This is a genomic window from Nocardioides sp. (genome assembly GCF_024509035.1).
Lineage (GTDB): Bacteria > Actinomycetota > Actinomycetes > Propionibacteriales > Nocardioidaceae > Nocardioides.
The window spans coordinates 1-12,011 of sequence record NZ_JANINT010000043.1 but is presented as its reverse complement, the minus strand read 5'-3'; the positions used below and the strand labels follow the sequence as shown (position 1 = coordinate 12,011).

The following is a 12,011-nucleotide window of genomic DNA, read 5'->3' as shown; positions in this document are numbered from 1 at the left end:
CCGCGCGGCACCTGGGTGATGATCGTCGGCACCCGGGCCTCGTGCCAGCCGATGCCGGTGTTGAGCACGGTGACCCCGGCCTCCTCCAGGCCGTGGGCCAGCTCGACGACCTCCTCCCAGGTCTGGCCGTCCTCGACCAGGTCGAGCAGCGAGATGCGGTAGACGATCGGGAAGTCGTCGCCGACCAGCTCGCGGGAGCGCCGTACGACCTCGAGCGGGAAGCGCATCCGCTTGGCCGCGGTGCCGCCCCAGGCGTCGGTGCGGTCGTTGGTGCGCGCGGCGAGGAACTGGTTGATGAGGTAGCCCTCGGAGCCCATGATCTCGACGGCGTCGTAGCCGGCCTTGCGGGCGAGCGCGACCGACTGCGCGAAGTCGGTGGCCGTGCGGTCGACGGCCCTGGTCGACAGGGCGCGGGGACGGAACGGCGTGATCGGCGACTTGCGGCTCGAGGCCGACACGCTGAACGGGTGGTAGCCGTAGCGGCCCGCGTGCAGCACCTGCAGCGCGATCGCGCCGCCCTCGTCGTGGACGGCGCCGGTGACCTCGCGGTGGCGCATCGCCTGCAGCCGCGTGGTCATCTCGGCCGCGAACGGCTTGAGCCAGCCCCGCCGGTTGGGGGCGTAGCCGCCGGTGACGATCAGGCCGACGCCGCCGCGGGCGCGCTCGGCGAGGTACGCCGAGAACGCCGTCAGGTCGCGCGGGCTGTCCTCGAGCCCGGTGTGCATCGAGCCCATCACCACGCGGTTGCGCAGCGTCAACGGTCCGAGCGTGATCGGCTCGAGCAGGTGGGGGTAGGTGGGGTGAGGGGTCACGCGTGTGCCTCTTCGTGTCGGTGGAGGTATTCGGTGAGCCACGCGATCCACATCTCCTCCATGAGGATGCCACCGCGCAGCACGAGGTACTGGTCCAGCTCGAGCCCGGTCAGCTCGGCCGGTCGTGGGTAGTCGCGGGCCATCAGTCCGCGGTAGTGGTCGAGCCGCAGGTGGTGGTCGGCGAGGGTGGCGCGCACGACCTCGACGACGGCGCCCGGGTCGCCGAACGACGCCCCGCGCAGCTTGACCGCGAGCTCGCTGCGCAGCGGCTCGATCTCGGTGGGGGCGGCCAGCCAGGCGCGGAGCACCTCGGCCCCGGCCGGCGTCACGTCGTACACCTTCTTGTCGGGGCGGCCGGTCTGCTCGACGGTCGTCACCCGGACCCAGCCGTCGGCGTCCATGCGGGCGAGCACCCGGTAGATCTGCTGGTGGGTGGCGTGCCAGAAGAACCCGATCGAGCGCTCGAAGCGCTTGGCGAGGTCCAGCCCTGAGGCGGGCTGCTCGCGGAGCGCGACGAGGAGGGCGTGCTCGAGGGCCATGAGGAGATCGTGACGCACCTATGCAACGAGTTGCAAGACCGGCTGCGTCACACTGCTGTCGCATGAGGTGGGTCGCGGTGCTCGCGGCGGCCGCGCTGCTCGGGGCCTGCACGTCGGACCCGGTGACGCGACCGGACCCGCCCCTGCCCTCTGCCTCGGACCGGCCCTCGAGCCCGCCCCCGGACGAGACGACCGCTCCCGCCGAGCCGACGACCCGCCCCCTGGTGCTGGCGGTCAACGCCCGCCGGCCGCCGATCCGGGTGCCCGAGGCCGTGGCCCGGTGGGTCACCGAGGGGAGGGTCGAGGACTGGGAGCAGCTCGGGCAGCCGGCCGGGCCGCTGCGGCTCGTCGAGCGGACCGACCGGCTCGACCACTTGCCGATGGACGCGGTCGCGGTGGTGGTCGCCGATGCGATGCGGCCGGGGGTCCGGGCGATCGAGGTCGGCGGCGTCGATCCCCTGCGCGACCCCGATGCCTACCCGCTCCAGGTGGCCGGACCGCCGCACCCGCCGGTGACGACGGTGAGCATCGTGGGCGACGTGATGCTCGGACGCGGGGTGACCGGCCGCGGCGCCCTCGGGCCGATGGCGCGCCGGCTGGCCGCGGTCGACCTCACCGTCGGCAACCTCGAGAGCACGATGGCCCGTCTCGGCCCGCCGACCCAGGACCCGGCCACGGACTCGTTCGTCGCGCCCCCGGCGGTCCGTGCCGACCTGCGCCGGGCCGGGTTCGACGTCCTCGGCCTGGCCAACAACCACCTCGGCGACTTCGGGGACCGGTCGCTGGTGCGCACCGTCGGGCTGCTGCGTGCCGGCGGGTTCGCGACCTTCGGCGCCGGACGGGACCTGGCGGCGGCTCGCGAGCCGGTCGTCGTCGAGCGGCACGGGATCCGCTTCGGGTTCACCGGCTTCAACGCGATCGGGGAGACCCCGGTGGCCGCGCCCGGGCGGCCTGGTGCCCTGTCGGTGAGCATGCCGCCGCGCACCGGCCCGCTCGACCAGGCGGAGCTCGGGAGGGTCCTCGCCGACGTACGCCGACTGGACCGCCGCGTCGACGTCGTCGTGGTGATGCCGCACTGGGGTGAGCAGTACGTCCACCGGCCCTGGCCCGTGCAGGAGCAGGTCGCCCGGCGCCTGGTCGAGGCCGGCGCCGACCTCGTCGTGGGCGGCCACCCGCACGTGGTGCAGGGCGCCTCGATGGTCGGCGACGCGCTCGTCGTGCAGTCGCTCGGCAACTTCGTCTTCGACATGGACTTCCGCTCCGACACGATGGAGGGGCTGCTGCTCGAGGCGACGTTCTGGGGCGACCGGCTCGTGGCCGCCCACTTCGTGCCCTACCGGCTCGGTGCCGACTTCGCGCCTCGGGTGGTTCCGTTCGCCGAGGCGCACAGCATCCTCGACCCCTTCTGGGAGCTCAGCGACCTGGCGTCCGTCCGGTCGCCCAGGTGAGCAGGAGCCGGCCGACCCGGGCCAGCTGCGTCCGGTCGACCACCCCGGGCACGTCGTCGGCGGAGTGGTAGGCGGCGTATGACGTCCCGCCGACGCGCGCCGCAGGCAGCCCGGCGTCCGCGAACGACTCGTGGTCGCTGCCGGTGTTGGTGCCGACGACGGTGGGGACGCCCGCCTGCTCGCCGGCGCGCTCGAGCTGGTCGCGCAGGTCGGTGGGACCGCCGTCGATCGCGTAGAGCGGGACCGTCCGGCCCACGCCGACCCGGTCGAGGGAGACCATCGCGACCAGGTGGCGGCGCTCCTGCGCCGTCATGGAGGCGACGTAGTACTGCGAGCCGAAGTGGTGCAGGTCGCCCGGACCGCGGGGCTCCTCGCCGCCGAAGAGGACCAGCACGATCGGCAGCGCGGAGTCGGCGCGCAGGACGCGAGCGAGCTCCATGAGGACCGCGACGCCGGACGCGTTGTCCTCGGCGCCGGGGGAGACGGCGATGGTGTCGAGGTGCGCGCCGAGGATCGCGTAGGGCCGCACCGGGTCGTAGTCGGGTGGTGTCGCGACGAGGTTGAACGATCGGCCCGGGTGGACCGGCACGCCCCACGAGTCGCCGCCGGGCACGGCGAACACCTGGCGACGCGGGTTGTAGCCGTACGACACCAGGCGCGGCCCCAGCAACGCGCCGGCCGCGAGGAAGCGGCGACCGGTCGCGAGCCGGGGCCCGACGCCGACCGCGAGCTCCTGCACGGTCCGGATCGCTCGATCCTCGTCGAACCGCGGCGCGGGGGCCGGCGCGTCGCTCGGGCCGGGCGTGGGTACCGGATCCGAGGCCGACGCGATGGAGGGTGTCGACCGGTCTGTCGCGGGCGGCGTGGTGGCCGGCGGTGTGCGAGGCGCGACGGGCTCGGCGGTGCAGGCCGCCGCTGTCGCGAGCAGGGCGGCGAGGCAGGCGAGGGCCGCGCGCATGTGTCGAGAGTACTTGTCACATACCCTAGGGGGGTATATGTTCGCTCGCATGGACGCCACCTGGAAGACCGCGATCACCGCGACCCGCCACTGCCTCACCGGCTGTGCGATCGGCGAGGTGCTGGGCATGGTGCTCTCCACCTGGTGGGGGTGGCACAACGCCGGGAGCATCGCGCTGTCGATCGTGCTGGCCTTCTTCTTCGGCTACCTGCTGACGTTCACCGGCGTCCGGCGCGCCGGGCTCGACGTGCGCGCGGCGATCCGGATCGCGCTGGCCGCCGACACCGTCTCGATCCTGGTGATGGAGATCGTCGACAACGGCTTCATGCTCGCCGTGCCCGGCGCGCTCGACGCCACCCTCGGTGACGTCTTGTTCTGGGCCGCGCTCGGCGCGAGCCTCGCGGTGGCGTTCGTGCTGACCGTTCCGGTCAACCACGCGATGATCGGACGTGGCCGCGGTCACGCTGTCGTCCACGAAATGCACGAAGGCCACCAGCACCACTGAGCGTGGTCCTACGCTGCACCCATGCGTCTGCGGAGTTCCCTGGCGGTTGCCGCCCTGCCCCTGCTTCTCGCGACCGTCGCCTGTGCGCCCGAGTCGGACGGCGGGTCCACCACGGCCCAGGACCCGGCCGCCTCCGACACCACCGCCGCGAGCAGCGCGCCGGCCGACGCCTGCGCGAAGGCGAACCTCCCGCTCGTCGCCTCGGACGGCATGCTGACCGTCGGCACCGACTCCCCGGCGTACGAGCCGTGGTTCGTCGACAACGACCCCCAGAACGGCAAGGGCTTCGAGTCCGCCGTGGCGTACGCCGTCGCCGAGCAGCTCGGCTTCTCCGCCGACGAGGTGATGTGGGTCAAGGTGCCCTTCAACAAGTCCTACGCGCCCGGCCCGAAGGACTTCGACTTCGACATCAACCAGATCTCGATCACGCCCCAGCGGGCGAAGGTCGTGGACTTCTCCGACGGCTACTACCAGGCGGCACAGGCCGTGATCGCGCTCAAGGGCACGGCCGGCGCGGAGGCCGCGAGCCTCGCCGACCTCAAGGACCTGCGGCTCGGCGCCCAGACCGGCACGACCTCGCTCACCGCGATCCGCGACATCATCCAGCCCGACGCCGATCCGGTGGTCTTCGAGGACACCAACGTCGCCAAGCAGGCGCTGCAGAACGACCAGGTCGACGCGATCCTGGCGGACCTGCCGACCGCGTTCTACATCAGCGCGGTGGAGATCCCGAAGAGCACGATCGTCGGGCAGTTCCAGCCCGAGACCGGACAGCAGGAGGAGTTCGGGATGCTCTTCGAGAAGGGCAACCCGCTCGTGGGCTGCGTCAACGAGGCGCTGGCCGCGCTGCGCGAGGACGGCACGCTCGACCAGATCGAGCAGCAGTGGCTCTCGGACGTGGTCAACGTCCCTGAACTTCAGTGATCGACTGGTCCCCGAGCCAGCACGAGCTCGAGCGTCGCCAGGTCCGGCGCCGGATCCGGCTCAGGTCCGGCCTGATCGCGACGGCGATGACCGTCCTGGTCTTCCTCGTCGTGGGGCTCGTCGTCACGAGCTCGCCCGGCTGGCCGCGCGTGCAGGAGACGTTCTTCAGCTCCGAGCACGCTCGAGCGTCGTTCCCCGACATCTGGGACGCGATCTGGCTCAACATCAAGATGTTCCTGATCGCCGAGGTGTTCATCCTGCTCAGCGCGATCCTGATCGCGCTCTGCCGGGTGAGCCGCTCGCCGTGGCTGATGCCGCTGCGCATCACCGCGGTCGTCTACACCGACGTCGTGCGCGGGATCCCGACGATCCTGCTGGTGTACCTGCTGGCGATCGGTATGCCGGCCCTGCAGCTGCAGGGCCTGCCCAACAGCGGCTTCTTCTGGGCGACCGTCGCTCTGATCGTCTCCTACAGCGCCTACGTCGCCGAGGTCTTCCGCGCCGGGATCGAGTCGGTCCATCCCTCGCAGTGGGCGAGCGCCGAGGCGCTCGGCCTCTCCCGCGGCCAGACCCTGCGCCACGTCGTCGTGCCCCAGGGCGTGCGCCGCGTGGTGCCGCCGTTGCTCAACGACTTCGTCTCGCTGCAGAAGGACACCGCGCTCGCGTCGTCCGCCCTGGTCTTCGAGGCGGTGTTCGTCGCGCGCGACTACGGCAACTACAACTTCAACTACACGCCGCTGGTCGTGGCGGCGGGCTTCTTCATCGTGATGACCGTGCCGCTGGCGCGGCTGTGCGACTGGCTGACCGCGCGGATGCGGCGGCGTGAGCTGGCGGGTGCCCTGTGAGCCTGTTGTCCGTCTCCGGCCTGCGGAAGTGCTACGGCGACAAGGTCGTGCTCGACGACGTGTCGCTGAGCGTCGAGCAGCACGACGTGATCTGCCTGATCGGCTCGTCGGGGTCGGGCAAGTCCACCCTGCTGCGCTGCCTCAACCTGCTCGAGGACATCGACGACGGGGTGATCGAGTTCGAGGGCCGGGAGATCTCCGACCCCCGCGTCGACGCCCGCGACGTGCGCAAGCGCATCGGCATGGTCTTCCAGGCCTACAACCTGTTCCCGCACCTCACCGTGCTGGAGAACTGCACGCTGGCGCCGCACCGGGTCCACGGCGTACGCCGTGCCGAGGCGGAGGACCGGGCGCGGGAGCTGCTCGAGCGCTTCGGGCTGGCCGACCAGGCGACCAAGCACCCGGACCGGCTCTCCGGAGGACAGCAGCAGCGCGCCGCGCTGGTGCGGGCAATGTGCACCCACCCCACCCTGCTGCTGCTCGACGAGATCACCGCCGCCCTCGACCCCGAGCTGGTCGGCGAGGTGCTCGAGATCGTCCGCGCCGAGGCCGAGCGCGGCATGACGATGGTGCTGGCCACCCACGAGATGGCCTTCGCCCGCGACGTCGCCACCCGGGTGTGCTTCCTGGACCAGGGCCGGATCCTCGAGCAGGGCCCGCCCGAGGAGATCTTCACCCACCCCCGCGAGGAGCGCACCCGCCACTTCCTCCGCCGGGTGCTCCCGGGCCAGGCCGGGTCGTCCGCCTGAGGGTGGCGTATTCGCGTGCCAGAGGCGGACGACCCGCAACGCTGACAGCACTTCTGTCATGATCGCCCGCATGAGCATCGAGCTGGGGCAGGGCACGGGACCGCTGCGGGGCGTCAAGGTGGTCGAGATCGCGGGCATCGGACCGGGGCCACACGCGTGCATGACGCTGGCGGACCTGGGCGCCGACGTGATCCGCATCGAGCGGCCCGGCGGCCAGCTGCTCGCCGGGGGCGGCCCGCACATGCTGCTCAACCGCGGTCGTCCCAGCGTGGCCCTCGACCTCAAGCACCCCGACGCGATCCGCACCGTGCTCGAGCTGGTCGAGCAGGCCGACGTGCTGGTCGAGGGGATGCGCCCCGGCGTGGCCGAGCGCCTGGGCATCGGGCCCGAGGACTGCCACGCCCTCAACCCGCGCCTGGTCTACGGGCGGATGACCGGGTGGGGCCAGACCGGTCCGTTCGCCGAGGTCGCCGGCCACGACATGAACTACATCGCGATCACCGGCGCGCTCTACGGCCTGGGCCAGGACAAGTCCCGCCCGCACTTCCCGGGCAACCTGCTCGGCGACTTCGGCGGCGGCTCGACGTACCTCGTCATCGGCATCCTCGCCGCCCTGCTCGAGGCCAGGACGTCCGGCCGGGGCCAGGTCGTCGACGCCGCGATCGTCGACGGGACGGCCCACCTCAACACGATGACCGCGGCGTTCCTGGCGGCGGGGACCTTCAAGGAGGAGCGGGTCGCGAACCTGCTCGACGGCGGGGTGCCCTACTACGACATCTACGAGACCTCCGACGGCAAGCACATGTCGGTGGGCGCCCTCGAGCCGCAGTTCTACGACGAGCTCGTGCGGCTGCTCGGGATCGCCGAGACCGCTCCCGACCGCTACGACCCCGAGCAGGCCGACGCCCTCCGCACGCTCATCGCCGACACCTTCGCCACCCGCACCCAGGCCGAGTGGGTCGAGGTCTTCGAGGGCACCGACGCCTGCGTCGCCGGGATCATCCCGCTCAGCGAGGCGGCGAGGCACCCGCACATGGCGGCGCGCGAGGTCTTCGTGGAGCGCGACGGCTTCCTCCAGCCCACGCCCGCGCCGCGCTTCTCCCGCACCGAGGCGACGCTGAGCCGCACCGCCGAGGACGCCGGCCAGAGCACCCGTGAGGCGCTGACGGCGTGGGGGATCGACGGCGTCGACGCCCTGATCGAGGGCGGAGCCGCGGTCCAGGCGTGATCCGGGGATGATGCACGCATGAAGCCGTTCCTCTTCCTGGGCACGCGCGCCGAGGACGAGGTCGCCGACAGCGAGTACGCCGCCGTCCTGCGCTGCATGGGCCTCGACGAGCGCGACGTGCGCCGGATCCGCGTCGAACGCGACGAGATCGGTCCCGTCGACCTCGACGACCTGTCCGGCGTCGTCCTCGGCGGCGGTCCGTTCAACGCCAGCGACCCCGAGGAGCTGAAGTCGCCGGTCCAGCGGCGCGCCGAGGCGGAGCTGCGGGCACTCGCGACGCGGGTCGTCGAGGCCGATGTCCCGTTCTTCGGCGCCTGCTACGGCGTGGGCGTCCTGGGCGGCCTGCGGGGCGGCCGGATCGACCGGACGTACGGCGAGGCCATCGGGTGCGTGCCGATCGCGCTGAGCGAGGCCGGGCGTCAGGATCGGTTGTTCGCGGGGCTGCCGTCGACCTTCGACGCGCTGCTCGGCCACAAGGAGGCGGTCCGCGAGCTGCCGGTCGGCGCCGTGCTGCTCGCGTCGTCGGCCGCCTGCCCGGTGCAGGCGTTCCGGCTCGGGCGCAACGTCTACGCCACCCAGTTCCACCCCGAGCTCGACGGGCCGGGGCTCGCGCTGCGGATCGCGACGTACCGCGAGCACGGGTACTTCGAGCCGCACGAGCTCGACGGCCTGCTGGCGATGGCGCGGGCCAGCCGGGTCGAGCACCCGCAGCGGCTGCTCGCCAGGTTCGTCGAGCTCTACGCTCGGTGACCCCTGGGCTCGGTGCCCCCTGGGCTCGTTGACGGATATTCAGTAAGGTCTGTCCATGAGCGAGCACGTGGACGTCCTCATCGTCGGCGCCGGCCTGTCGGGCATCGGCGCGGCCTGCCGGCTGCGCACCGAGCACCCTGAGCGCAGCGTCGCGGTGCTCGAGGCGCGCGAGGTCAGCGGCGGCACCTGGGACCTGTTCCGCTACCCGGGCATCCGCTCGGACTCGGACATGTTCACGTTCGGCTTCAAGTGGCGCCCGTGGCCGGGCGACACGGCCCTGGCCGACGGCGCCTCGATCCTCGACTACCTGCGCACGGTCGCGCGCGAGTACGGCGTGGACGAGCTGATCCGCTACCGCCACCGCGTCGTGTCCGCGAGCTGGGACTCGACGACCGACCTGTGGACGGTCGAGGTCGACCACGACGGCGAGCTCCTCGCGTTCACCACGAGCCTGCTGTGGGCGTGCGGCGGCTACTACGACTACGACCAGGGCTTCGCCCCGGAGTTCCCCGGGCAGGAGGACTTCCGCGGCACGATCGTGCACCCGCAGCACTGGCCGGCGGACCTCGACTACACGGACAAGTCGGTCGTGGTCATCGGCTCGGGAGCCACGGCGGTGACGCTGGTGCCGGCGATGGCCCAGGCGGGGGCCGGCCACGTGACGATGCTGCAGCGCTCGCCGACGTACATCCTCTCGCTGCCGGGACGCGACCCGGTGGCGACGCGACTCAAGCGACTGCCGACCAGGGTCAGCTATCCCATCGTGCGGTGGAAGGCCATCCTGCTGGCGGTCGCGACCTACCAGCTGGCCCAGCGGCGCCCGCAGCTGGTGAAGAACGCGATCCGCAAGCTGACCGCCAAGCAGCTGCCGCCCGGCGTCGACGTCGACGTGCACTTCAAGCCGGCGTACAACCCCTGGGACCAGCGCCTGTGCTTCGTGCCGGACGGCGACCTGTTCAAGGCGATGCGCTCGGGCCGGGCCTCCGTGGTCACCGACCACATCGAGTCGTTCACCGAGTCCGGCATCCGGCTGCGGTCCGGGCAGGAGCTCGAGGCCGATGTCATCGTCACCGCCACCGGCCTGACGCTCAAGGCGATGGGCGGCGTCGAGCTGGTCGTGGACGGGGTTCCGGTGAAGATGCCGGACACCATGACCTACAAGGCGCTGATGCTCAGCGACGTCCCCAACTTCGTCTTCACCATCGGCTACACGAACGCCTCGTGGACGCTCAAGGCCGACCTCGTGGCCGACTTCGTCTGCCGGCTCCTGACCTACATGGACGAGCACGGCGTACGCCGGGCGGTCGCGCCGCGCGACCCATCCGTGGGCGAGCAGCAGCTCATAGACTTCAGCTCCGGCTACATCCTGCGGGCACTCGACGAGCTGCCCCGGCAGGGTGACCGCGAGCCGTGGAAGCTGCGGCAGAACTACCTCAAGGACATGCGCTCGATCAACCACGACCGCATCGACGACGGAGTCCTGACGTTTCACTGAGGCCGCGACTGGCTACCGCCCTGCTACCACCACGAGGAGGTAACGATGGGTATCGGTGACAAGGCCAAGCACAAGCTCGAAGAGGCCGGCGGTCAGGTCAAGGAGTCGGCCGGCAAGGCCACGGGCGACCGTGACCTCGAGGCCGAGGGCAAGGCCGACCAGTCCGAGGGCAAGCTCAAGAACGCCGGCGAGCACGTCAAGGACGCCGCCAAGGACGTCAAGGACGGCCTCACGAAGTGACCACCACGTTGACCCGCCCGGAACTTTCGGGCGGGTCAACGTGTCGGCGCATCGACGATGCAACTCGGACGAGCTGCGTCCCCTACACTGGGGACGCAGCCCGTTCCGTCTTGCCTCGGGCTATGCGCGGCGACTTCTTCGCTGCGCCACTTCCTCTCGGGAATCCACCTGGCGAGACACGCCAACAGTGAGTAGTTCTCCCTTGTCTTCTGCAGTGTCCACTGCGGGCTTCGCCGACCTCGGCGTCCCCGCGAACCTTGCCGCCGTCCTCACCGACCTCGGCATCACCCAGCCCACGCCGATCCAGGCCGCCACGCTCCCCGACTCGCTCGCGGGCCGCGACGTCCTGGGCCGGGGCCGCACCGGCTCCGGCAAGACCTACGCCTTCCTCCTCCCGCTCGTCGCGCGGCTGACCGCGTCCGGCCGATCGGCGCAGACGCGCAAGCCGCGCGCGCTGATCCTGGCCCCGACGCGTGAGCTCGTGAACCAGATCCAGGACTCGCTCGAGCCCCTGGCCCGTACCGGGGGCCTCACCACCCAGACCGTCTTCGGCGGCGTCGGCCAGGGCCCGCAGGTCACCGGCCTGCGCCGGGGCGTCGACATCGTGCTGGCCTGCCCCGGCCGGCTCGAGGACCTCATCGGCCAGGGTCACTGCGACCTCAGCCAGATCGAGCTCACCATCCTCGACGAGGCCGACCACATGGCCGACCTCGGCTTCCTGCCCGGCGTACGCCGCATCATGGACCGCACCCCGCGCGACAGCCAGCGGCTGCTGTTCTCGGCCACGCTCGACAAGGCGATCGACGTGCTGGTCAAGCGCTTCCTGCGCAACCCGGTGACCCACCAGGCCGACTCGGCGCAGTCGCCGGTCGCGACCATGGACCACCACGTGCTGCACGTCGGACGCGAGCACCGGGTGCCGGTGCTGGTCGACCTGACCAGCGCGCCGGGACGCACGGTCGTGTTCACCCGCACCAAGTACGGCGCCAAGTCGCTGGCCAAGCAGCTCAACAAGTCCGGCGTGCCGGCCGTCGAGCTGCACGGCAACCTCAGCCAGGGCGCCCGCACCCGCAACATGGACGCCTTCCACTCCGGTCGGGCAACCACCCTGGTCGCGACCGACATCGCCGCACGCGGCATCCACGTCGACGACGTGGCGCTGGTCGTGCACGCCGACCCGCCGGTCGAGCACAAGGCCTACCTGCACCGCTCGGGCCGCACGGCTCGCGCCGGCGCCCGCGGCACCGTCATCACGCTGATGACCGACGAGCAGGTGCGCGACGTGCGCGACCTGACCCGGGCGGCCGGCATCAAGCCGACCACCACCAAGATCCACGGCGCCACGCACCCGCTGCTCGTCGAGCTCGCACCCGGCGAGCGGACGCTCGTGCCCGGCGGCCTCGTCGTCGAGACCCCGGCGCAGCCCGCTCGCGGTCCGCGTCCCGCGGGCCAGGGCTCCGGCCGCTCCGGCGGCGGACGCAACCGGTCGCGGGGGCGTCGCTCCGGCGGCGGGTCCTC

12 protein-coding genes and 1 pseudogene are annotated in these 12,011 nt (G+C 71.9%); 10 read left to right on the top strand and 3 right to left on the bottom strand.

The genetic code is table 11. The features are described 5' to 3' along the window. Both Q0L15_RS03995 and Q0L15_RS03990 read right to left on the bottom strand, forming a co-directional pair. Nucleotides 1-812: pseudogene (locus Q0L15_RS03995) on the bottom strand (NADPH-dependent 2,4-dienoyl-CoA reductase); the annotation flags it as partial. Further along, a complete protein-coding gene (locus tag Q0L15_RS03990) occupies nucleotides 809-1,351 on the bottom strand; it encodes a PadR family transcriptional regulator (protein ID WP_296602405.1) in 543 nt (180 codons plus the stop codon). The pseudogene Q0L15_RS03995 and the gene Q0L15_RS03990, both read right to left, overlap by 4 nt. Before the next feature lie 62 nt (nucleotides 1,352-1,413). Between Q0L15_RS03990 and Q0L15_RS03985 the strand changes: the two genes are divergently transcribed. Continuing rightward, on the top strand, nucleotides 1,414-2,799 hold the full coding sequence (locus tag Q0L15_RS03985; protein ID WP_296602404.1) for a CapA family protein: 1,386 nt from the start codon (nucleotides 1,414-1,416) through the stop codon (nucleotides 2,797-2,799). Here the strand turns inward: Q0L15_RS03985 and Q0L15_RS03980 are convergent. After that, nucleotides 2,765-3,757: a M28 family peptidase gene (locus Q0L15_RS03980; protein WP_296602403.1), complete on the bottom strand. Its 993-nt coding sequence runs from the start codon at nucleotides 3,755-3,757 to the stop codon at nucleotides 2,765-2,767. The genes Q0L15_RS03985 and Q0L15_RS03980 overlap by 35 nt on opposite strands. 49 nt (nucleotides 3,758-3,806) lie before the next feature. Between Q0L15_RS03980 and Q0L15_RS03975 the strand changes: the two genes are divergently transcribed. From Q0L15_RS03975 to Q0L15_RS03935, 9 genes are all read left to right on the top strand, one after another. Then, complete coding sequence (locus Q0L15_RS03975) at nucleotides 3,807-4,262, top strand: DUF4396 domain-containing protein (RefSeq protein ID WP_296602402.1); 456 nt, start codon at nucleotides 3,807-3,809, stop codon at nucleotides 4,260-4,262. Between the two features lie 21 nt (nucleotides 4,263-4,283). After that, on the top strand, nucleotides 4,284-5,186 hold the full coding sequence (locus Q0L15_RS03970) for an ABC transporter substrate-binding protein (protein ID WP_296602401.1): 903 nt from the start codon (nucleotides 4,284-4,286) through the stop codon (nucleotides 5,184-5,186). After that, on the top strand, nucleotides 5,183-6,031 hold the full coding sequence (locus Q0L15_RS03965) for an amino acid ABC transporter permease (RefSeq protein ID WP_296602400.1): 849 nt from the start codon (nucleotides 5,183-5,185) through the stop codon (nucleotides 6,029-6,031). Before Q0L15_RS03970 ends, Q0L15_RS03965 begins: the two co-directional genes overlap by 4 nt. Further along, nucleotides 6,028-6,780 (top strand): amino acid ABC transporter ATP-binding protein, encoded by a 753-nt coding sequence (locus Q0L15_RS03960; protein WP_296602399.1) that lies wholly within the window; start codon nucleotides 6,028-6,030, stop codon nucleotides 6,778-6,780. The genes Q0L15_RS03965 and Q0L15_RS03960 overlap by 4 nt, the downstream gene beginning before the upstream one ends. Nucleotides 6,781-6,850: 70 nt before the next feature. Then, the gene (locus Q0L15_RS03955) at nucleotides 6,851-8,008 is read left to right on the top strand and encodes a CaiB/BaiF CoA-transferase family protein (protein ID WP_296602397.1); all 1,158 of its coding nucleotides are present in this window, start codon (nucleotides 6,851-6,853) and stop codon (nucleotides 8,006-8,008) included. Between the two features lie 18 nt (nucleotides 8,009-8,026). Further along, nucleotides 8,027-8,758: a glutamine amidotransferase gene (locus Q0L15_RS03950; protein ID WP_296602396.1), complete on the top strand. Its 732-nt coding sequence runs from the start codon at nucleotides 8,027-8,029 to the stop codon at nucleotides 8,756-8,758. A gap of 55 nt (nucleotides 8,759-8,813) precedes the next feature. Next, nucleotides 8,814-10,253, top strand: a complete 1,440-nt coding sequence (locus Q0L15_RS03945) for an NAD(P)/FAD-dependent oxidoreductase (RefSeq protein ID WP_296602395.1) — start codon at nucleotides 8,814-8,816, stop codon at nucleotides 10,251-10,253. Nucleotides 10,254-10,298: 45 nt separating this feature from the next. Then, a complete protein-coding gene (locus tag Q0L15_RS03940) occupies nucleotides 10,299-10,493 on the top strand; it encodes a CsbD family protein (protein ID WP_296602394.1) in 195 nt (64 codons plus the stop codon). A 214-nt stretch (nucleotides 10,494-10,707) separates the two neighbouring features. Continuing rightward, nucleotides 10,708-12,011 (top strand): DEAD/DEAH box helicase (locus tag Q0L15_RS03935; RefSeq protein WP_296602392.1); only part of this gene is annotated, 1,304 nt, incomplete at its 3' end.

Bases quoted from the DNA above. Each gene is read 5' to 3' on its own strand.
- Q0L15_RS03990 (WP_296602405.1), bottom strand. From the start codon at position 1,351: ATGGCCCTCGAGCACGCCCTCCTCGTCGCGCTCCGCGAGCAGCCCGCC.
- Q0L15_RS03985 (WP_296602404.1), top strand. From the start codon at position 1,414: ATGAGGTGGGTCGCGGTGCTCGCGGCGGCCGCGCTGCTCGGGGCCTGC.
- Q0L15_RS03980 (WP_296602403.1), bottom strand. From the start codon at position 3,757: ATGCGCGCGGCCCTCGCCTGCCTCGCCGCCCTGCTCGCGACAGCGGCG.
- Q0L15_RS03975 (WP_296602402.1), top strand. From the start codon at position 3,807: ATGGACGCCACCTGGAAGACCGCGATCACCGCGACCCGCCACTGCCTC.
- Q0L15_RS03970 (WP_296602401.1), top strand. From the start codon at position 4,284: ATGCGTCTGCGGAGTTCCCTGGCGGTTGCCGCCCTGCCCCTGCTTCTC.
- Q0L15_RS03955 (WP_296602397.1), top strand. From the start codon at position 6,851: ATGAGCATCGAGCTGGGGCAGGGCACGGGACCGCTGCGGGGCGTCAAG.
- Q0L15_RS03950 (WP_296602396.1), top strand. From the start codon at position 8,027: ATGAAGCCGTTCCTCTTCCTGGGCACGCGCGCCGAGGACGAGGTCGCC.
- Q0L15_RS03945 (WP_296602395.1), top strand. From the start codon at position 8,814: ATGAGCGAGCACGTGGACGTCCTCATCGTCGGCGCCGGCCTGTCGGGC.
- Q0L15_RS03940 (WP_296602394.1), top strand. From the start codon at position 10,299: ATGGGTATCGGTGACAAGGCCAAGCACAAGCTCGAAGAGGCCGGCGGT.